Source organism: Sporosarcina sp. SAFN-010 (assembly GCF_059415065.1).
The window spans coordinates 1-18,748 of record NZ_JBPFDS010000011.1; the positions used below are offsets into that span (position 1 = coordinate 1).

Consider the following 18,748-nt stretch of genomic DNA (forward strand, 5'->3'; position numbering starts at 1 on the left):
ACAGATCTATTCGAACAGATCTTTTATCGAGTACTAAAGGAAGTCGCAGATCGTGGGCTACTTAGCTCGGAACACGTGAAAGCAAGTGCAAACAAACGGAAGTTCCAAAAGAAAGTTGTCCGTATAGAAAGCAGAGCCTATGAACGAAAGCTCCAGGAAGAGCTCAACATAGATCGTGAGAAGAACGGTAAAAAACCATTTCCACCAGAGAAGTTTGAAAAAGACGAGCACAAAGAAATTAAAGAATCCACAACAGATCCGGAAAGTGGCTACTATGTAAAAGATGAGCGGACAAAGCAGTTTGCTTATTCTTATCACGCAGCCACGGATGAAAGAGGGTTTGTGCTCGCAACTATCGTCACTCCCGGTAATGTTCACGATAGCAATATGCTTCAACCGCTCGTCCAGAAAATTATCGATAAAGTAAAGCGTCCACTGGCTGTCGCCGCTGACGCTGCCTATAAGACACTAGCTATCGCAAACTATCTCCTAGAAAATCAGATATTGCCGGTGCTTCCTTATAAACGGTCCATGACAAAGGAAGGCTTCTTCAAGAAAGATGAGTACGTCTATGATGAGCATTTCGATTGTTACCTTTGTCCAGTGATTGATCAGTGCACGAAAAGTAAGAATCAACAAAAGCTGATTCAGCGTCACATCAGGCAAGAATATCTAGATGCAGCAGAAGAATTGAGACATCATTATGAAATCAAAGAAATATACGGGAAACGCAAAGAGACGGTTGAACGAGTCTTTGCCGATGCCAAAGAGAAGCATGGTATGCGATGGACAACCCTGAGGGGACTTAAAAAAATGTCTATGCAGGCGATGCTTACTTTCGCTGCCCAAAATCTGAAGAAACTTGCCAACTGGACATGGATCCCACCTGTAAGGGGAAATGCACATACATATGGAATGTCCTGTGGGACATCGAGTTGATTGGAGAGCAGGGCGGCGACTCCTGGGGGATCAGCGCAGCGCGAAGACCCCGCAGGAGCAAAGCGACGAGGAGGCTGAGGGCAAGCCCCCTGGAAAGCGTCCGACCGGAACGGAGATCAACGGCTCTTGACCAGTTGCAGATTTATACGAACAAAAATCAAAAGGGTTGGAAATCATTTCGATTTCCAACCCTTTTGTCTACAGTCTGAGACAAGCTTAGTATCACTAAGCTTGTCTTTTTGTTAGTGCTTTACAGTTGTAAGTTCTTTGGCAAGATCCGCGAAATTCATGGATGAATCTACTTCATGTTGCCCGATCTGCATCTTTCCAGATAAGCCATTTTTAGTTAGATATCCTTCAAATTCGGTTGCACTTTTTATAATTCCCGATTTTTCAAGAGAATCAGAAGCATCTTTAGAAGTATCACCGGACGACAAGGTGAGAATCATCTTGGTAACAGAGTCCTTCTTCTCGGATTCGTCGGACTTTTGTGTAGATACTGTAGTTTTATCATCAGCTTTGGTAGCTTTTTGTGCGTCTGCTAAAGCAGCTTTAACAGTAGCTAATTCTTGATTGAGCTCTGCAATTGCCTTGTCCTGATTCACAGAGTCTTTGTCTTCTGAAGAAATAGTCGCGCTTGTGAAAAATAAAACAGCGCCTGCTGTTAAGCACCCGACGCCTATAAGTTGGAGGAGTTGTCGGATCATACGCGCACACCTTTCGAACGGAGGACTGAAAGTACCTGTTCAGAAGGGAGGGAAGAGCGTTTGGATATGTCGTCAATAGAATATCCTTGCCCGTGAAGTGCAATAATCTGACTTACGATAATCGTATGTACTGGTTTCTGCATTTCATTAGTTCGGGGTAGTTGAGTGATTGGTGCTGGCTCTACCATTAACTCTTCTTCTAGTGCCTTCAACCTTTTTTTCAATTGGCTGGTCTCTTGGTGTAAACTGATTGAAATTTTTTCGATTTCGTCTGTATTCGGTTGCTTTGAACCAAAAAAGATGGAAACGAACAAAGCAATAATCCCTACTATCATAAGGGTGATAGGCAGTGACACAATAGCGCCCTCCTTGGTAAGTTAGTTTACTTAATGGTACCATATCAAAAACCAATTAGGGAATTTAGATTTCTTGCTAGACAATCATTGAATTTATGATACAATAGAACAGTCGTATAAATCATGCTCATAAATACTCTACTATCGCTGATGAGTGGGAGGGACAACAATGCGCGTAAATATTACACTTGCTTGCACAGAATGTGGTGAGCGTAACTATATCACAAAGAAAAACAAGCGTAACAATCCAGAACGTCTTGAAATGAAAAAATATTGCTCACGTGAAATGAAGCAAACGCTTCACCGTGAAACGAAATAATTGCTCATGCCAAAACCTATCACGGTTTTGGTTTTTTCTTTCAAAAAGAAGGGAAGAGAGTATATAATGAAAACTATAATCAGGAAAAATTGTTTATTGAAATTGAAAAATATGTCTGCGGATGAATATATAAGAAAGTCAGAATGTATCCGTTTACGCTTACTTAAAACCGCAGAATTTATAAAAGCTGAAACGATAGCTATTACTATATCACGTCAGACCGAAGTTCAAACACGTACAATTATTGAAGCATGTTGGACTTTAGGGAAAAATGTTGTAGTTCCGAAGTGTAACCCGGAACAAAAAACAATGGATTTCAGAGGGATTACTTCATTTGAACAACTAGAGACAGTTTACTTAGATTTACAAGAGCCTAATCTATTAACGACAGACTCTTTGAATAAGATTGAAATCGATTTACTGATCGTTCCCGGAGTTGTGTTCACAAAAGAGGGGTACCGCATAGGCTATGGAGGCGGTTATTATGATCGTTATCTAGAAACTTATACTGGAGAAACTATATCCATTGCTTTTGAACTTCAGCTTGTCGACCAAGTACCGATTGAAAATCATGATGTACCAGTGCGAAAAATAATCACAGAAGAGCGTGAAATTCAATGCAACATACAGGAATGAAAGAATTTTGGGACGTCATAAGACTTATGAAGCGTTTCGGTGCATATATCTATACGGGTGATAGAAGAGCGGATATATTATTAATGCAGTCCGAACTGAAAGATTTGTATGATGACAAACTTATCATGAAAGAAGACTATATCAGTGCATCATTACTTATACGAAATGAGTTGTCCAAATGTGTGGAAACTCCCGAAAAGTAGACACATCATTCCAATGTATTTTGTTATAGTGAAACTTTTGTGTGTCCTAAAACGTTATTATAAGGTAGATGCATGTTTTCGATTTAGAAAGGACGAGATGAAATGAATAGAATTAACTGGCCGAAACACTCCGTGCTAGTGGTTGCAGTTCTTGCAACCTGGCTAACGACCTACTTCGGTTATTTGACAAGTTTTAATATGAGTATAGATAATATGGTTCAACAACTAATTCTTTTTATAAACCCACTTAGTTTTTTATTGTTAGTTTATGGAGTAGCACTATTTATCAAAACAACGAAACGTCGTAATATTTATATAATCACTATCAGTGTAATGACATCGATTGTAATGTTCGCGAACGCAGTGTTTTATCGTTTCTTCAGTGACTTCATAACCATTCCAACGCTTTTCCAAACAAATAACTTCGGAGACTTGTCTTCATCGGTCATGGCAAATATTCATGGCACTGATATTTTCTTTTTCACGGATGTAATTATTGTGGCACTTGCTGTGAAATTTATCCCCCAGCCAACCGAGACCGTAAATCAATTTAAAATGGGTCGCCGGTTATATTTCATCGCAACAGCGGCATTGTTTATGGTGAACTTAGGTCTTGCTGAGGCAGAGCGTCCTCAATTATTGACACGAAGCTTTGATCGTGAATTGCTTGTGAAAAACATTGGTACGTACAACTATCACATTTATGACTTGATTATCCAGTCGAAGTCACATGCACAGCGTGTACTGGCTGATGGCAGTGAGCTTTCTGAAGTCGAGAACTATGTACATGCGAATCATAAAGAACCAAGTGTAGATATGTTCGAAGATGCAAAAGGACGTAATATTATTACGATTTCTCTTGAATCCCTTCAAAGTTTTGTCATTAACCAAGAAATGGATGGTCATGTAATTACACCATTCCTTAACGAATTGACAAAGGATGAAGATACATTCTACTTCGATAACTTCTACCACCAAACAGGGTTAGGAAAAACATCGGATGCAGAATTTATTGTTGAAAACTCAATTTATCCGAGAAATGGTAGTGCCGTGTTCTTTACACACAGTGGTAATACATTCGATTCTATGTCAGAAAAACTAGCTGACAACGGTTATTTTACTAACGTAATGCACGCGAATAACCGGAGCTTCTGGAACCGTGACATCATGTACAAAGCTCTCGGTATTGAAAAGTTCTATGATGTAGAGAGTTATGATATTGGTGAAGGTCAAGCTGTAAACTGGGGAATGAAAGATATTCCATACTTTGAACAGTCTGTAGAGATGATGAAAGAGATGCCACAGCCATTTTCTTCTCGTTTGTTGACTTTAACCAATCACCACCCTTTTGACTTGGATGATGAGGATATGCTAATTCCTCCATATACATCAAATTCGAAAACGTTAAACAAATACTTCCAAACGTCTCGCTACTTGGATGAATCGATCAAAGTATTATTCGAAGAGCTAAAAGAGAGTGGACTTTACGATAATTCCATTATTGTGATGTATGGTGACCACTATGGTATTTCTGAAAATCACAACAAAGCAATGAGTATGTATTTAGATAAAGAAATTACACCGTTTGACAATACTGAGCTTCAAAAAGTGCCATTCTTCATTCACATTCCTGGCAATGGTAAAGGAAAAGTGATGCATGAACTTGCTGGCCAAATGGATATTCGTCCTACAGTACTAAACTTGGCCGGAATTGATACGAAAGACGATTTACAGTTCGGCTCTGACTTGTTCTCGAAAGAACATGAAGACTTTGTAATTTTTAGAGACGGCAGATTTGTAACGGACAAATACGTTTATGCACATGAGGTTTGTTATGATGCTGAAACGGGTGAACCTACAGATGGAGAGCTATGTGCGCCTTATGTAGAGCGAGCATCCAAAGAACTTGAGTACTCAGATACAATTATTAATGGTGACTTGCTACGATTTAAAGATGGGCAAGGTAATCATTCAGAACCGCAGACAGAAATAAAACAACAAACAGAAACAAAAGGTAAAGAATAAGAAAAAACCCGATTGCGAGTTATTATGCGCAATCGGGTTTTCTGTGTGATCTAATAAGGAGAAAAAAGAAAACGTCTTTTGCAATTAAGCAAAAGACGTTTTCGATTGACATTAATGTAGGGATGGTGGATAGCCTTGGAAAACAATTGTAGCAATTGTAAAGCCACCAAAAATTACGGCTGCCAATAAGTTAAATACAATACTGAGCAAGTTACGCTCTTTGAATCCTTGCACGGTACCAACTACAGCTAAAATAGCAATAAGACCAAAAATAACCATTAAAAGATTCATGAATGATGACACTCCTTTCAAAAAAGAACAGATGAATGCCTAGTTAGCAATACTCACCTTCTATTGTACTGTTTCGTTGATAGTTTGTCGAGTTGTAAACGTGACGATTGTTTGAAATTTTTGCAAGGATTCCGTACTATAAAGTAGAGGAGGCGATTCTTATGAAAATTAAAACCTTACCACTCGGACCTATACAAGCGAATTGTTATCTGATTAGTAGTCCCAACGGTAATTGCCTAATAATCGATCCAGGAGAAGAGCCAGAGAAAATTATTGAAGCAATCGAAGCGGCAAATATGAAGCCGATAGCGATTTTACTGACACATGCACACTTCGATCATATTGGAGCACTTGAGCCAATACGTAAGCGATACGACATTCCGGTATACATCCATAAAGATGAAAATTTATGGTTACGCAATCCGGATTTAAATGGATCAGCGAAATATCCAATGTTAGCACCTGTTGTATGTCAACTGGCAGATCATACTATTGACCGTGAAGGTACAATGCAACTCGGTCCTTTTGAGTTCGAAGTACGCCACACCCCAGGCCACTCACCAGGAAGCGTAAGTTACGTTTTTCATGATAATCGGTTCGTTATTGTTGGAGACACGTTGTTCCGCCAAGGAGTTGGTCGTACAGACCTTCCTGGAGGTAACACACATCAATTGCTGACAGCGATTGAGCAGAAGTTATTATCTTTAGACGAAGATTATAAAGTCTATCCAGGACACGGGCCAAAAACAACTCCTAAAGACGAGATGGACTCAAATCCATTTCTAAATGGATTTTAAAAAAAACAGCCGAATTTCGGCTGTTTTTACTTTTAGTGTCCTGCTCCTGGTACGTGAATGAATGTTGCATAGTACGTGAACCCAACTGTAAATAACATTAAGTACGCGCCAAACATATACAAGTACATTCTTTCAGTAAGTTTCATGTAGCCAAGCAGCATGAAGAAAATAGTACTTGCGACAAATAAAAGTGCGACTTGGTCCATATGACCAACAAAAAACATAACTGCGAAAATCCCTGTCCAGAAACCACACAGCTTGAACATATTATCCATAAGTGCGTCCCTCCTTACAACAATACAATAAACTCCTCTCTATTATATAGGATAGTGCTGTCAAAAGTAAACTCAAAGTAAAGGGTTCGATGTGACAAATCCGTGATTTTAAAATAATTTTAATTAAATGAAAATTAAATTGACATACGGCTATGGGTATCCAAAATGCTACTTTCGCGCAAACTATTCCATTTTGTCTTAAGGGGCATTATACTATGGGCAAGACATAAAGCGGTCTTATGTTTATAGAGAGAGGGGTGTACATGGAAACTCAAGAAAATGTGATTGAACAAAAGTGTTTTCAATTATTGCAAAAAGCAATTGATGTGGATGCAACAGATATTCACCTTGTACCAACTGAAGATGGCTATGGCTTGTTTCACAAAAAAAGCACCAAGCTGGAACGGATCGGTAAACTCCCCCCACAGTTAGCGACCCGCATGATTTCTTTTTACAAATTCCTATCTTCCCTCGATATTAGCGACCGCCGAAAACCTCAAAGCGGTTCATTCCACAAACAATTCAACAAAAGTAACTACTCATTTCGTATTTCAACAATTCCATCCATACATTTAAATGAAAGTGCGGTCATACGGATTCAACAACATGACCGGATTGTATCACTTGATCAATTATGCATCGAACCATCATGGGCTGAAATGCTGAAACACTCCATAACTAAGCAACAAGGTCTTTTCATGATCACAGGTCCAACTGGCTCCGGCAAGACCACGACTATCTATTCATTAACTGCACATTGTGTTAATGAGTTAGAGCGTCACGTAATTACATTAGAAGATCCCGTTGAGAATCCTCATAGTCATTTATTGCAAATTCAGGTGAATGAACGTGCGGGTATGTCTTATGCAGCGGGACTCAAAGCAATTCTACGCCATTCGCCGGATGTCATTATGATAGGTGAAATTCGTGACGCAGAAACAGCGAAAATTGCTGTGCAAGCTTCTTTAACGGGTCACTTAGTTTTAACTACTGTCCACGCAAAAGATCCTTTAGGCTGCTTTTATAGGATGATGGATTTCGGTATCTCGCCAGAGGAACTGCGGCAGACGGCCGTTTGCATTTCAGCTCAGCGTCTCATTCGTAAATCTGATGGCGAATTGGCAGCTGTTTTTGAGATTTATCAAGATGAAGAATTAGAGAATCTTAAAGACTCCCTTAGTAAGAAAGAACCGATCTATCTCTCTGAGGAAGGGAGTGTAGAGGCAGTTGCGAGAAAATACAGTAACTCCAATTATTCATCCTAAGCGTTGGTATTCACGAAAAAGAAATTCGTTATACGTTGTAAAAGACAAGTCGCTGTTTCTTTTGCGTGCTTCTGAATTACTGCAGGAAGGCTATACGATTCACGAATGTTTTTCTTTATTACTACCTCATCACAGTTTAAATAGTTTGAGCTTGATACAAGAAGTTGATGACATTTTTAGAGAAGGAGCAAACGTTTCCGAAGTACTTAGAGTACTAGGATTTCCAGACAGGATTTTATTGTCTGTTGAGTTGTCGGAGACTGATGGAAGGTTAGCAGAAGCGTTGAATGGCGCGTCCCTACGTCTAGAAGCAGCACAACAAAGAAAACAGAAATTCATTCAAGCAGCGACTTATCCAGTTGTACTCATGTTGGCTATGGCGTTATTGCTGATTGCATTCAAGATTTATTTTCTACCGAACTTCGAGACACTAGCAACTTCTCGTTCGGTAACAACTCAAGGTATTGAAAAATACTTACCTCGTGTGGTAGCGAAAGCACCTGATATGTTATTAGGAGGAATCGGCGCTGGTGGGGCTTTGTTAGTATTTACTAGAATCTATTTGAAACGATTAAGTCCTGCAGCAAAAATCAAAAGAGTAGTAGCGCTTCCGTTTGTTGGTGAAATGTATAGTAGCGTTTTGACGAGACTATTTGCTTCTGAAACCGGAAACTTACTCTCAGCGGGTAATTCAATTCAAGAAGCGATGACTATTTTAACGAAACAAAAAACGGATCCCATTTTAGCGCGAGTTGCACAATCGATTCATGAGGAAGCAGGAAAAGGAGAACCTTTTCATATAGCGATAAATCTTACAGATGGGCTTACACGAGACTTATCGTTCTTTGCAAAACACGGATCTGACAGTGGCCATTTAGCTAAGGAATTGTTGCTCTATAGTGAGCAGTTAGGGAGCACAATTGATCGAAAAGTGAATCGGATGATGGCCATGTTGCAACCAGTTTTGTTTGTCGCTCTAGCCGTTTGCATAATTGCAGCGTATTTAGCACTATTATTGCCCGTATACGGAATGATAAAAAACATGTAAAAGGAGCAAATCCAATGAAATTTTTACGCAATGAGAAAGCGTTCACTCTGATAGAAATGATGATTGTTCTATTAATTATTTCTGTTGTTAATATATAGATTTGAAATAATGACTATATCAATGCGTGTTTAATTATAAAAAAATATATGGACTACCTTAGATTGAACTCCCTAATATATTTCAATACCGTTCCTTGTGATGTTTTTAATTCATGTGCAATATCTATACTACTTATTTTTTGATTTTTAGAAAGTATATCTTTGATGCCTTGTACTAATACCGCTTTTCTCTCCGGACTACCTTTACCTAGTTTCATGTTTGAATAGGGACCGAAGCGTCTTTCATCCTCTCGTAAAGTCTGTGCATTCAGCTCTGTAAGTCGTTTCAATTCCATAAATGATATAGGCTTAGGTTGAGCTTTTAAAAGCTCCTGTGTGGACTCATAGCGTGCTTTTTGAGAGGCTATCAACATCTCTTCATATACTAACACCGTATCATCTATTTTAATTTTAACCTCAATTGGTAAGTTTCTTAGTGTGTGTAATTTCAATACCAATTCATTAGTGTCAGGTAATAGAATAGCACTTTCAAACAATGTACCAAATAATTCTTCTTTATCACGATCGTTATATTCTTCTTCGAGCCGATGGATAGACGCTAAATGTTCCTCTATATAGGTTAAATTATCAATGATGATTTCATAGCTGTATTGATCAGACTTTATTAGTTCTATCTTTTTCAAGACATCCGTTAATGTCTTATTAAACTCCAAACTTTTCAACTCAATTTCCTTGGATTTATTATCAAGTTTTTCTTTAGACCATTTACCATCAACATATAGATCTAATAACTTATCGAGTTTTTCGTTGTTTTCAACGATAGAAGTTTGTAGGAAGTTTGCTTTAATTTCTAATTCGTTTAACCTTTCAGTATCTGTAAATTCAATATCAAGATATAATTTAGCTGTTTCTTCACTCAGTAAAATGTCTTTTACTGCTTTTGTAAGCGGTCTGACAACTTGTAGAGCGTTGTATCTTGGCTCTGCAGGACAAGGATCTGCCAGTCTTCCATTATGACTTAAATACCATCTACGTTTGCCAGTTTTATCTGCTTGAGCTTGTTGCAACCTAATTTTGCGATTGCATATTCCACATTCGATATTTAACAGGCCTAATGGATGATGATCATGCCTGTAACTAGGGAATTGAATATCATTATTTTTAACGCGATGTTGAATCCGATCATAGTTTTCTTTTGATCTTAGATTTGGATATGCCCCTTCAGCAAAAATTGTTTCTCCATTTGAAAATGTTTTTTCAAGAACGCCGTGATATGTTTTGGCGTTTAATTTTGTGTAAACGGTATTGGAATGCCAGGGTCTTCCGTTGGGTGTTTTGGAAAAAGTATTTAGGTGATGTGCTATTGCCCCAACCCCATATCCATCTTCAAGGAACATTTTATCAATGTATGGAATAACCCATGCGAATTGTTCGTTAATTGAAACTGTCTTTGTTTCTTTATCAAATATATATTCATCTGGCTGCCGCCCCCAAAGTTTTCCTTCTCGAGTGTATTGTCTCAAACCTCTCGACATTTTTCGGAGCATATCTTTTCTTGATCGTTGTGCAAGTAGATTTTTCAAATCAGACATGAACTCATCATCAATATTAGTTAAATCTACAATGTTACCAGGCTCTGCAATTTTAACTTGGTTATCTCGTAGTACACCTTTAAGGTATTCCCACTTCACGGTATCTAAACGAGATAAACGGTCTTGTTCGATACAAAGTACAACATCCACAAGTCCCTCTTCAACCGCATCCAACATCGCTTCTAACCCATCTTTTTTTAATTTAGTACCACTATCCACGTCCTTATAAATATCGACAATTTTCCAATCCATCGAATTTGCATATCTTTTTAATTCGTATATTTGAGCACTTAAACTATATCTATCTTCTTGCAATTTAGTGGACACGCGGATATAGATAGCGACACGTAAATTAATTGACATATAAAATAAACCTCCTTTAGAATCTATTTTTTTCTAATACGCCAAGCGGTTCGAAGTACACCGCATAATCATCTACAATCGCAAAAAGGCCATGCTCCTCTTTATAACGATAGAGTGTTTCCTCGATAAAGGGTTCAGTTACTCCCAAATAAAAAGCCAATTCATATCTGTTTTTAATGCCGGATTTATATGCGTCTATAAAACTAGATAAAGGTACTAGCCTCTTGTAAGCCCAATTTCTCGCTCTTTTCTCCTGCTTCCTATTCATTAGCTTTGTTTGATCTAATATGACTCCACAGGAAGTATGATAGTGCCCTAGCTCCTCGGCTAGGACACAGCATTTTTCAATACTCGTGGGAATTAATTTATTGATTTTAATAAAGTTGTCAGAATATAAACCTTTGATTCTTCCTTTCAAAGGTTCCTCGTAGACTTCTACGCCCTGTTGAAATGCTTCATGCAGTAATTTCTCGTAAGGCAAATAAATCACTCCTGACCTTTTCGCTTCATACGTACGAATTCTTTAAAACGCTCAATTTCGTCTAGTTCATCATCTGTCCACTCTTCACCGTCATGGTGTGCAGCTATTGTTTCAATGTGAGTCTCTTCAGTGCGACCCAAAAGGTAATCAACGGAGACATTAAAGTAGTCTGCAACTTTTTGTACATTCTCAGTTTTAGGGGAAGATGTATCCCATCTGCGAATTTGCCCATTTGAAATACCAGTCTTTCTTTCTACCTCTGCAATAGTAACTTTTTTCATAGTGCATAATTTTTTAATCCTATTGACTAAACTCACTTATATCAACCTTTCGTGAGCTTATGAAAATAAAAATAGCATTTGCGCTATTTATGTATTGACAATTAGCGAGCGCGCTACTATACTTTGTTCATAAGCTACTTTATTCGCTAAAAAGCAACAAAAAACAGGACCTATTAAAATACATTTTTTCGTTGGGGAACGGTTAAATGGCGTATTTAAAGGCTTTTTTAAGTCTTATTTAGCTATGCATTGATAATAGCATGTACGCTAATTTAGGTCAATACATTAGCGAATAATTTAGCTTAGTATTCTTTGGAGCGCTGTGATACCGAGCCAATGACGGTATATCTCATGAAAAGAAAGGTGGTTCTGATATGTCGCAAGATTTAGGGATACAAGTTAGGTCGGAATTATTCAAACGAAAGATGAAACAAAAAGAGCTGGCCGATTTGGTAGGCATTTCAAATGCTTACTTGTCCGATATTATAAACGGTCGGAAAGATGGTCCCAAGGCCCAAGAACATATTAAGCACATCCAAAAAATCTTATCCATCTAATAATAAAGAGGTGTTTTCATGGAATTGATAAACCGTGAGTTAGTAAAAATACGTACACACCTACCTGAAAAACTGGCAAAGTTATCAGTTCGAAACTCTCAACAAGCTTTAGATTTAATTCAGCATTGGGGAAATGGAACGAAACCCCTTAGAGAAATATGGGATTTGGCGAACGACAATTTAACGGAGGTAATCGAATGTCCATCAAAGTAAAGGCTTGGAAAAATCTAACGCTACAACAAAAGTTGGCATTAATTTATTTCGCTTCACAAAAGTAATTAATAGAAAGGAGTCTAATCATGGAAAGGACAAGCGTTTGTATCCTACCAGGTAAACCAGAAATAGCATTCAAAGAAATGCGGGAAATCTGGACGTCTAAATGCGGATCTTGGAAAGTCGAAGCAAAAGTGGAGGGTTTAGAAAGCGTCCCGAAGTTTAAAGTTCGAACTGTACGGATCTTGCGTAGAAATTCGAAAACAGGGGAATTTTACGATGCGGATTTGAATCCAAAGCTCAACATCCCATCGCCAGTGAAGAGAATCTATGGAGACTTTCGGAAGCTTGTTAGGGAATTTTGAGAGGAGGTGAAACAGATGAATATTACAAAGGCTGATGAACTGAAGGAGCTTTCAGAATCGGGACGTGTTGAATTTGAGAAAGGCGTGTTGGAAGGCCCCTTTTTTAAAAATATTCTTGGTCAAATGGAAGAAGCGGCACTGAAAGGATACAGCGGATTTGAGAAAACTATCTACGACACTGAGGAGATTCGAGAGTTGAAAGTTATTCAAAAAGCATTTTTAGATGCAGGTTACGAGTGCAAATTTGAGTTTGAGAACCACAAAAATCTATTGGGTTTATCGTATACCACTCGAAAATTCGTAGTCGACTGGAACAAAAAATGACCGTCTGGCAGGACGGCCACTTAACACATTACACACATTCAGTTTACCACGTATGAGGGAGGAATTGGACAAATGATTAAAATCAATAAGTTGGAAATCGAAAACGTCAAGCGTGTCAAAGCCATCAAGATTGAGCCGACTACTAACGGTCTCACAATCGTTGGTGGGAGAAATAACCAAGGTAAAACAAGCGTGCTGGACTCTATCGCTTGGGGGTTAGGTGGCAATAAGTACAAGCCGAGCCAAGCAGACCGAGAAGGAAGCATGGTTCCACCTTATCTCAACATCACGCTGTCCAATGGATTGGTGGTTGAGCGTAAAGGTAAAAACAGCGAACTGAAGGTATTAGACCCGAATGGCGAGAAAGCCGGTCAACAATTGCTGAATAGCTTTGTCGAAGAGTTCGCTATTAATCTTCCAAAGTTTATGAATGCGTCGAACCAGGAGAAAGCGAACATCCTGCTTCGTATTATCGGGGTAGGCGAACAACTTGCTCAATTCGAGAAAGTAGAGAAAGAAGCATATAACAAACGCTTAACTATCGGTCAGATTGCTGACCAAAAACAAAAGTATGCGAAAGAAATGGCTTACCATAACGATGCACCGAAAGAGTTGATTTCTGCGTCTGATCTTATTCAGCAACAGCAAGCAATCCTTGCGAAGAATGGTGAGAATCAACGTAAACGTGAGCAGGTGCAGTATATCCAGAATAATTTTGACCAGCAAATACGGGAAGTCGAGAGGATACGTAAAGAGCTGCAAATCGCAGAAGGTAATTTGCAGAAAACATCGCAGGACTTGGAGACAGCTAAGAAATCTGCAATCAATCTACACGATGAATCGACTGAGGAGCTACAGGCGAATATCCAACAGATCGATGATATCAATCGGAAAGTCCGTGCGAATCTCGATAAGGACAAAGCTGAGCAGGACGCTTCGGAATATCGTGTCCAGTACGAAAAGTTGACTGCAGAAATTACAGATATTCGAAAGAGCAAAACGGATTTGCTGCAAAATGCAAATCTTCCACTTGAAGGATTGTCGGTCGAAGACGGCGAGTTAATCTTCAATAGTCAGAAGTGGGACAACATGTCCGGCGCTGATCAGTTACGTGTTTCCACTGCCATCGTAAGAAAATTGAAGCCCGACTGCGGTTTTATCCTACTAGACAAATTGGAACAGATGGATTTAGAAACATTGAATGAATTTGGGACATGGCTAGAAGGAGAGGGGTTACAGGCAATCGCTACTCGTGTCAGTACTGGAGAAGAATGCTCCATCATTATCGAGGACGGCTATGTGGCTGGACAAGCAATCGTAGAAAGCCAAGTCGAGGAAAAAGCGGCACCAGCACAACAGCCTACAACGTGGAAAGCAGGTGAGTTCTGATGCAAGTTATCAGTGGGAAAATGCAGACAGCAAAAAAAGTTGCAATCTATGGTCCAGAAGGTGTCGGAAAGACGTCACTTGCAGCACAATTTCCGAAACCGATTTTTCTTGACGTGGAAGGCTCTACTACTGAACTAGTAGTAGATCGTCTGCCAAAGCCATCGAGCTGGCAAATGCTCGAACAGCAAGTAGATTGGGCGAAAAATCAAATTGGAACATACAAAACACTGATTATTGATACAGCGGACTGGGCAGAAAAACTATGCGCTAATGACATTTGCTCGAAACAAAGCAAAAAGGGCATCGAGGATTTCGGATACGGGAAAGGCTATGTGTATTTGTCCGAAGAGTTCGGACGTTTTCTCAATAAATTATCTAATGTTGTGGAATTAGGTATGCATGTCGTCCTAGTAGCCCACAGTCAAATTGTTAAATTTGAGCAACCCGATGAAATGGGCAACTATGACCGGTACCAGTTGAAGCTTGAGAAGAAGGTAGCACCACTTGTTAAAGAGTGGGCTGACTTGTTGCTCTTTGTAAATTATAAAACATTCAGTGTCGCAGCTGATGAACATGGGAAAAAACACAAAGCACAAGGCGGTCGACGTGTGATCTACACGACACACCATCCGGCCTGGGACGCAAAGAACCGACAAGGCTTGCCTGACGAGTTGCCCCTTGATTATGGAGCGATTGCGCATGTATTTGAAACAGGACAAGTTCAACAACAATCGATTTCAACACAACAGCCAGTGATTCAAGAGCCTGTTAATCCGGCTCCACAGCAACAGCCGGCACCAATAGAACAGCCAGTACAGCAACCAACATCGACACCTACTGCGCCAGTACAGCAATCACAACCGGCACCTCAGCAGGAACAACAGAAACCGCTTGATCCAAACATTCCTGCTTCCTTGCGAGATCTTATGCAACAGCATGGAGTGGGCGAATTGGATATCCAAGTAGTCGTAGGTCAAAAAGGTTATTACCCAATCGATACACCAATCGTCAATTACGACCCTGGTTTCATCGAAGGTGTGCTCGTAAGCGCTTGGCCGCAAGTGCATCAAATGGTATTAGACTACCGTGAAAATCTACCGTTTTAAAAATAACAATTAGGAGTGATCAAGAATGTCACAAGAACGCGAATTAGGTTGGGATGACGAGATAGTAAAAGAAGGTGGAGGCTTTACGCTTCTACCCGAAGGTGACTACAACTTTACAGTAACTAAAATGGAACGTGCACGATTTTCAGGAAGTGCGAAAATGCCTGCGTGTAATCAGGCGAAATTGGAACTGGCAATACAATCCGCTGAACATGGTGAAGTTACAGTTTTTCATAACTTATTTCTACACACGAAAACAGAAGGCTTGTTATCTAACTTCTTCATAGGGATCGGACAAAAGAGAGAAGGTGAGCCCCTTCGTATGAACTGGGGGCAAGTTGTAGGGGCCTCGGGCAGATTGAAACTCGAAATCAATAAATATAAGAGTAACAGCGGTGAAGACAAAACGAATAACCAAGTGAAAGAGTTTTATAAACCAGAAGTGGCTCAAGGCTACCAAGCACCACAACAACAGCAATATCAGCAACCTGCACAACAGCCTCAACAAACGTATCAACAACCACAGCAACCTGTTCAACAGAACCAAGCTCCATTCCCGACAGCTGGGCAGACGCAACCACAGCAAGGTGGCTATACGCAGGGGCAGTTTTAACGAAAGGGGCAGGATTGAACTATGGAACTTCGTGATTATCAAGAAGAAGCACGTCAGGCAATTCAACAGGAGTGGAGAGAGGGCGTTAAGAAAACGCTTCTCGTCCTTCCTACAGGTTGCGGTAAAACAATCGTATTCTCGAAAGTGATTGAAGATCGAGTGAAACAGGGCGAGCGTGTTCTCGTCCTTGCCCATCGGGGCGAACTGTTAGATCAGGCAGCAGATAAATTAGAAAAATCCACCGGATTAAAAACTGCAACGGAAAAAGCAGAACATACTTCAATTGGTAGTTGGTTCCGTGTTGTCGTTGGAAGTGTCCAAACATTAATGCGTGAAAAACGTCTTCATCAATTTGATGAAAATCACTTCGATACTATCATCATTGACGAAGCACACCATTGCATTTCAGATGGTTATCAACGTGTGTTAAATCATTTTGATGCAAATGTGTTGGGTGTAACAGCTACTCCCGACAGAGGGGACATGCGAAACCTAGGTTCTTACTTTGAAAGTATGGCTTATGAGTACACGCTACCCAAGGCAATCAAGTCCGGTTACCTCAGTCCGATTAAGGCGTTAACGCTTCCATTAACTCTCGATTTATCGACAGTCGGACAACAGGCGGGTGACTTCAAAATGAGCGACTTGGGAAATGCACTGGATCCGTATCTGGAATCAATTGCAGATGAAATGATCAAGAATGCTTCAGATAGAAAGATTGTCGTATTTACTCCACTTGTTAAGACCAGTCAGAAGTTTGTAGAAATCTTGAATGCAAAAGGCTTTCGAGCTGCAGAGGTCAATGGTGAATCCAAAGACCGCGCAGAAATATTGGAAGATTTCGAGAACGATAAATACAACGTCCTCTGCAACTCTATGCTTCTCACTGAAGGTTGGGATTGTCCAAGTGTTGATTGCGTAGTCGTGTTACGACCGACAAAAGTAAGAAGTCTATACAGCCAGATGGTTGGGCGCGGTACCCGACTACATCCTGGTAAAACTGAATTATTGCTACTCGATTTTTTGTGGCATACGGATCGCCATGAGTTGTGTCACCCAGCGCATCTGATTGCGGAAAATGACGAGATTGCCAAGGCGATGACCAAGCAGATTGAAGAAGCTGGCGTTCCGATGGATTTGGAAGTAGTTGAAGTAACCGCTGCAGAAGATGTCGTGGCTCAACGTGAAGAAGCTCTTGCCAAACAGCTGGCTGAAATGAAGAAACGGAAACGCAAGCTAGTGGATCCGCTTCAATTCGAAATGAGTATCCAAGCTGAGGACTTGGCTGGTTACGTTCCATCATTCGGGTGGGAAATGGAGCCACCGTCTGATAAGCAGATAAAGCAATTAGAAAAGATCGGTATCCTACCGGACGAAATCGACAATGCAGGGAAAGCCACTAAGTTACTCGATCGATTGGACAAGCGCCGCGAAGAAGGCATGACCACTCCTAAGCAGATTCGATTTTTGGAGCAACGTGGATTCGAGCATGTAGGGAGTTGGAAGTTTGATAGTGCAAAGTCATTGATTGACCGAATCGCTGCAAGTGGTTGGAGAATCCCTGCAGGTATTAACCCGAAAGAATATAAGGGCGAATAACGTTCTGTTCTTTGAATAACCTTCCAACTCTCTATTAAGGAGAGAAAGAGCTCACGAGTGCGTTAAATGACACGCAACTACTACAGACCAAGCGGTTGGCGTTCTCTCCTTTATTGAGAGTTGGAATGAAAGGATATTCAAATTAAGACGTGCCAGACAGATAATGTGCATCAACTTGCTCTGTTAATAAATAAAAAAGAGCCTAACTTGGCTCTTTCTCACTCTACTACTTCAAACGGAGCAGCAAGTCCATCAATAATAGCCCGATATTCTCCAGGGGTTAGTTTATACTTTAGACCCTCTACATCAAGAACTATGGATGACAATTTATTCGGTGGATGAATGAGCCCTTTTAGTGTGAAAAATTCAGATTTCATTGGCACATTATACCAAGTATTTCGCACTTTTTTTTCAAGAAATACATGAGTACCTGTTGTGTATACTTGATTACTGTCATTTTGAATATTAACAATGATTTTCTTAATTGATGTTGGATATTCAGCTTTCTCAGTTTTGATAGTAACACCATTTTCCGAGTCCGGTCTTTTTTGAGAAGGTGCTTCTTCCTTAAGATGTGAATCATCTGCTTGGTACCAAGTAAAACACACAAGTATCAACGCAATACAAAAAGCAGTAAAAATATATTTTTTCACTATTAAAACACCTCCCGCATTCATTGTACCAATAATTGGATAGGGAAACAGTGAAAAGTTGTTAATGTTCATTCCGATGATTTTACGCATTAACAGAAAGGAGAGAAGTGAATGCACTATGAATGCAGATATTGCGACTTAGGATTTCCGTCAACATATGAGGGGGATACGGTGTGCGGTTCTTGTGGAGCTGAATGGGAAGCAGCAAAAATACTTGTTGAAGATGAAGAAGAATAGGACGTATTTCGAAGACAAAGCGTCACAAGGAAGGTGATAGAATGACAATTTTAAC

26 protein-coding genes are annotated in these 18,748 nt (G+C 39.9%); 18 read left to right on the top strand and 8 right to left on the bottom strand.

From position 1 onward, the window contains the following. Positions 1-939 (top strand): transposase (locus ACR65F_RS12590; protein WP_440504604.1); only part of this gene is annotated, 939 nt, incomplete at its 5' end. A gap of 242 nt (positions 940-1,181) precedes the next feature. Here the strand turns inward: ACR65F_RS12590 and ACR65F_RS12595 are convergent. Continuing rightward, complete coding sequence (locus ACR65F_RS12595; RefSeq protein WP_440504605.1) at positions 1,182-1,646, bottom strand: hypothetical protein; 465 nt, start codon at positions 1,644-1,646, stop codon at positions 1,182-1,184. Beyond that, the gene (locus ACR65F_RS12600; RefSeq protein ID WP_052245959.1) at positions 1,643-2,002 is read right to left on the bottom strand and encodes a hypothetical protein; all 360 of its coding nucleotides are present in this window, start codon (positions 2,000-2,002) and stop codon (positions 1,643-1,645) included. The genes ACR65F_RS12595 and ACR65F_RS12600 overlap by 4 nt, the downstream gene beginning before the upstream one ends. Before the next feature lie 169 nt (positions 2,003-2,171). Between ACR65F_RS12600 and rpmG the strand changes: the two genes are divergently transcribed. The 4 genes from rpmG to ACR65F_RS12620 all read left to right on the top strand — a co-directional run bounded on the left by rpmG (position 2,172) and on the right by ACR65F_RS12620 (position 5,185). Beyond that, positions 2,172-2,321: a 50S ribosomal protein L33 gene (rpmG, locus tag ACR65F_RS12605; protein ID WP_025784754.1), complete on the top strand. Its 150-nt coding sequence runs from the start codon at positions 2,172-2,174 to the stop codon at positions 2,319-2,321. A gap of 66 nt (positions 2,322-2,387) precedes the next feature. Further along, positions 2,388-2,957, top strand: coding sequence for a 5-formyltetrahydrofolate cyclo-ligase (locus ACR65F_RS12610; protein WP_039043815.1), 570 nt, complete (start codon positions 2,388-2,390; stop codon positions 2,955-2,957). After that, positions 2,939-3,160: a YqgQ family protein gene (locus tag ACR65F_RS12615; protein ID WP_231567276.1), complete on the top strand. Its 222-nt coding sequence runs from the start codon at positions 2,939-2,941 to the stop codon at positions 3,158-3,160. Before ACR65F_RS12610 ends, ACR65F_RS12615 begins: the two co-directional genes overlap by 19 nt. A gap of 102 nt (positions 3,161-3,262) precedes the next feature. Then, a complete protein-coding gene (locus tag ACR65F_RS12620; RefSeq protein ID WP_039043816.1) occupies positions 3,263-5,185 on the top strand; it encodes an LTA synthase family protein in 1,923 nt (640 codons plus the stop codon). A gap of 111 nt (positions 5,186-5,296) precedes the next feature. Here the strand turns inward: ACR65F_RS12620 and ACR65F_RS12625 are convergent, their stop codons facing one another. After that, the gene (locus tag ACR65F_RS12625; RefSeq protein WP_025784750.1) at positions 5,297-5,476 is read right to left on the bottom strand and encodes a DUF2759 domain-containing protein; all 180 of its coding nucleotides are present in this window, start codon (positions 5,474-5,476) and stop codon (positions 5,297-5,299) included. A gap of 161 nt (positions 5,477-5,637) precedes the next feature. Between ACR65F_RS12625 and ACR65F_RS12630 the strand changes: the two genes are divergently transcribed. Beyond that, positions 5,638-6,273, top strand: a complete 636-nt coding sequence (locus tag ACR65F_RS12630; protein ID WP_440504606.1) for an MBL fold metallo-hydrolase — start codon at positions 5,638-5,640, stop codon at positions 6,271-6,273. A gap of 32 nt (positions 6,274-6,305) precedes the next feature. Here the strand turns inward: ACR65F_RS12630 and ACR65F_RS12635 are convergent, their stop codons facing one another. Then, positions 6,306-6,548 carry a DUF2626 domain-containing protein gene (locus ACR65F_RS12635; RefSeq protein ID WP_025784748.1) on the bottom strand — a complete coding sequence of 81 codons (243 nt, stop codon included), beginning with the start codon at positions 6,546-6,548 and terminating at the stop codon, positions 6,306-6,308. 263 nt (positions 6,549-6,811) lie between these two features. Between ACR65F_RS12635 and comGA the strand changes: the two genes are divergently transcribed. The 3 genes from comGA to ACR65F_RS12650 are packed head-to-tail and all read left to right on the top strand — an operon-like array spanning position 6,812 to position 8,959. After that, positions 6,812-7,813, top strand: a complete 1,002-nt coding sequence (comGA, locus tag ACR65F_RS12640; protein ID WP_440504607.1) for a competence type IV pilus ATPase ComGA — start codon at positions 6,812-6,814, stop codon at positions 7,811-7,813. After that, positions 7,776-8,861, top strand: coding sequence for a competence type IV pilus assembly protein ComGB (gene comGB / locus ACR65F_RS12645; RefSeq protein WP_440504608.1), 1,086 nt, complete (start codon positions 7,776-7,778; stop codon positions 8,859-8,861). The genes comGA and comGB overlap by 38 nt, the downstream gene beginning before the upstream one ends. A gap of 14 nt (positions 8,862-8,875) precedes the next feature. Continuing rightward, a complete protein-coding gene (locus tag ACR65F_RS12650) occupies positions 8,876-8,959 on the top strand; it encodes a prepilin-type N-terminal cleavage/methylation domain-containing protein (protein WP_440504703.1) in 84 nt (27 codons plus the stop codon). Positions 8,960-9,012: 53 nt separating this feature from the next. On the opposite strand, the gene ACR65F_RS12655 is transcribed toward ACR65F_RS12650, so the two are convergent. From ACR65F_RS12655 to ACR65F_RS12665, 3 genes are read right to left on the bottom strand one after another with little or no spacing between them, the layout of a single operon-like run. Next, positions 9,013-10,875: a recombinase family protein gene (locus ACR65F_RS12655; RefSeq protein ID WP_440504609.1), complete on the bottom strand. Its 1,863-nt coding sequence runs from the start codon at positions 10,873-10,875 to the stop codon at positions 9,013-9,015. A 16-nt stretch (positions 10,876-10,891) separates the two neighbouring features. Further along, complete coding sequence (locus ACR65F_RS12660) at positions 10,892-11,365, bottom strand: ImmA/IrrE family metallo-endopeptidase (protein ID WP_440504610.1); 474 nt, start codon at positions 11,363-11,365, stop codon at positions 10,892-10,894. Next, positions 11,362-11,673 (bottom strand): helix-turn-helix domain-containing protein, encoded by a 312-nt coding sequence (locus ACR65F_RS12665; protein WP_440504611.1) that lies wholly within the window; start codon positions 11,671-11,673, stop codon positions 11,362-11,364. The genes ACR65F_RS12660 and ACR65F_RS12665 overlap by 4 nt, the downstream gene beginning before the upstream one ends. Positions 11,674-12,011: 338 nt before the next feature. On the opposite strand from ACR65F_RS12665, the gene ACR65F_RS12670 reads away from it, so the two are divergent. From ACR65F_RS12670 to ACR65F_RS12705, 8 genes are all read left to right on the top strand, one after another. After that, positions 12,012-12,194 (top strand): helix-turn-helix domain-containing protein, encoded by a 183-nt coding sequence (locus ACR65F_RS12670; RefSeq protein ID WP_440504612.1) that lies wholly within the window; start codon positions 12,012-12,014, stop codon positions 12,192-12,194. Between the two features lie 18 nt (positions 12,195-12,212). Continuing rightward, entirely contained in the window at positions 12,213-12,407 is a 195-nt protein-coding gene (locus ACR65F_RS12675) for a hypothetical protein (protein WP_440504613.1), read from the top strand. A gap of 86 nt (positions 12,408-12,493) precedes the next feature. Continuing rightward, positions 12,494-12,772, top strand: a complete 279-nt coding sequence (locus ACR65F_RS12680) for a hypothetical protein (RefSeq protein WP_440504614.1) — start codon at positions 12,494-12,496, stop codon at positions 12,770-12,772. Between the two features lie 15 nt (positions 12,773-12,787). Beyond that, positions 12,788-13,096 (top strand): hypothetical protein, encoded by a 309-nt coding sequence (locus tag ACR65F_RS12685; RefSeq protein ID WP_440504615.1) that lies wholly within the window; start codon positions 12,788-12,790, stop codon positions 13,094-13,096. A gap of 72 nt (positions 13,097-13,168) precedes the next feature. Further along, complete coding sequence (locus ACR65F_RS12690) at positions 13,169-14,485, top strand: coiled-coil domain-containing protein (RefSeq protein WP_440504616.1); 1,317 nt, start codon at positions 13,169-13,171, stop codon at positions 14,483-14,485. After that, positions 14,485-15,591, top strand: a complete 1,107-nt coding sequence (locus ACR65F_RS12695; protein ID WP_440504617.1) for an ATP-binding protein — start codon at positions 14,485-14,487, stop codon at positions 15,589-15,591. Before ACR65F_RS12690 ends, ACR65F_RS12695 begins: the two co-directional genes overlap by 1 nt. 25 nt (positions 15,592-15,616) lie before the next feature. Beyond that, on the top strand, positions 15,617-16,204 hold the full coding sequence (locus ACR65F_RS12700; RefSeq protein ID WP_440504618.1) for a hypothetical protein: 588 nt from the start codon (positions 15,617-15,619) through the stop codon (positions 16,202-16,204). A gap of 21 nt (positions 16,205-16,225) precedes the next feature. Next, positions 16,226-17,803: a DEAD/DEAH box helicase gene (locus ACR65F_RS12705; RefSeq protein WP_440504619.1), complete on the top strand. Its 1,578-nt coding sequence runs from the start codon at positions 16,226-16,228 to the stop codon at positions 17,801-17,803. Positions 17,804-18,021: 218 nt separating this feature from the next. Here the strand turns inward: ACR65F_RS12705 and ACR65F_RS12710 are convergent, their stop codons facing one another. Continuing rightward, positions 18,022-18,456, bottom strand: coding sequence for an immunoglobulin-like domain-containing protein (locus ACR65F_RS12710; protein ID WP_440504620.1), 435 nt, complete (start codon positions 18,454-18,456; stop codon positions 18,022-18,024). A gap of 111 nt (positions 18,457-18,567) precedes the next feature. On the opposite strand from ACR65F_RS12710, the gene ACR65F_RS12715 reads away from it, so the two are divergent. Further along, positions 18,568-18,693 carry a hypothetical protein gene (locus tag ACR65F_RS12715; protein WP_440504621.1) on the top strand — a complete coding sequence of 42 codons (126 nt, stop codon included), beginning with the start codon at positions 18,568-18,570 and terminating at the stop codon, positions 18,691-18,693. The last annotated feature ends 55 nt before the right edge of the window (positions 18,694-18,748 follow it).

Bases quoted from the DNA above. Each gene is read 5' to 3' on its own strand.
- ACR65F_RS12635 (WP_025784748.1), bottom strand. From the start codon at position 6,548: ATGGATAATATGTTCAAGCTGTGTGGTTTCTGGACAGGGATTTTCGCA.
- ACR65F_RS12695 (WP_440504617.1), top strand. From the start codon at position 14,485: ATGCAAGTTATCAGTGGGAAAATGCAGACAGCAAAAAAAGTTGCAATC.
- ACR65F_RS12625 (WP_025784750.1), bottom strand. From the start codon at position 5,476: ATGAATCTTTTAATGGTTATTTTTGGTCTTATTGCTATTTTAGCTGTA.
- ACR65F_RS12615 (WP_231567276.1), top strand. From the start codon at position 2,939: ATGCAACATACAGGAATGAAAGAATTTTGGGACGTCATAAGACTTATG.
- ACR65F_RS12610 (WP_039043815.1), top strand. From the start codon at position 2,388: ATGAAAACTATAATCAGGAAAAATTGTTTATTGAAATTGAAAAATATG.
- ACR65F_RS12690 (WP_440504616.1), top strand. From the start codon at position 13,169: ATGATTAAAATCAATAAGTTGGAAATCGAAAACGTCAAGCGTGTCAAA.
- ACR65F_RS12685 (WP_440504615.1), top strand. From the start codon at position 12,788: ATGAATATTACAAAGGCTGATGAACTGAAGGAGCTTTCAGAATCGGGA.
- ACR65F_RS12675 (WP_440504613.1), top strand. From the start codon at position 12,213: ATGGAATTGATAAACCGTGAGTTAGTAAAAATACGTACACACCTACCT.
- ACR65F_RS12650 (WP_440504703.1), top strand. From the start codon at position 8,876: ATGAAATTTTTACGCAATGAGAAAGCGTTCACTCTGATAGAAATGATG.
- ACR65F_RS12630 (WP_440504606.1), top strand. From the start codon at position 5,638: ATGAAAATTAAAACCTTACCACTCGGACCTATACAAGCGAATTGTTAT.
- ACR65F_RS12595 (WP_440504605.1), bottom strand. From the start codon at position 1,646: ATGATCCGACAACTCCTCCAACTTATAGGCGTCGGGTGCTTAACAGCA.
- ACR65F_RS12680 (WP_440504614.1), top strand. From the start codon at position 12,494: ATGGAAAGGACAAGCGTTTGTATCCTACCAGGTAAACCAGAAATAGCA.
- ACR65F_RS12620 (WP_039043816.1), top strand. From the start codon at position 3,263: ATGAATAGAATTAACTGGCCGAAACACTCCGTGCTAGTGGTTGCAGTT.
- ACR65F_RS12705 (WP_440504619.1), top strand. From the start codon at position 16,226: ATGGAACTTCGTGATTATCAAGAAGAAGCACGTCAGGCAATTCAACAG.
- ACR65F_RS12715 (WP_440504621.1), top strand. From the start codon at position 18,568: ATGCACTATGAATGCAGATATTGCGACTTAGGATTTCCGTCAACATAT.
- ACR65F_RS12700 (WP_440504618.1), top strand. From the start codon at position 15,617: ATGTCACAAGAACGCGAATTAGGTTGGGATGACGAGATAGTAAAAGAA.
- comGA (WP_440504607.1), top strand. From the start codon at position 6,812: ATGGAAACTCAAGAAAATGTGATTGAACAAAAGTGTTTTCAATTATTG.
- ACR65F_RS12670 (WP_440504612.1), top strand. From the start codon at position 12,012: ATGTCGCAAGATTTAGGGATACAAGTTAGGTCGGAATTATTCAAACGA.
- rpmG (WP_025784754.1), top strand. From the start codon at position 2,172: ATGCGCGTAAATATTACACTTGCTTGCACAGAATGTGGTGAGCGTAAC.
- ACR65F_RS12655 (WP_440504609.1), bottom strand. From the start codon at position 10,875: ATGTCAATTAATTTACGTGTCGCTATCTATATCCGCGTGTCCACTAAA.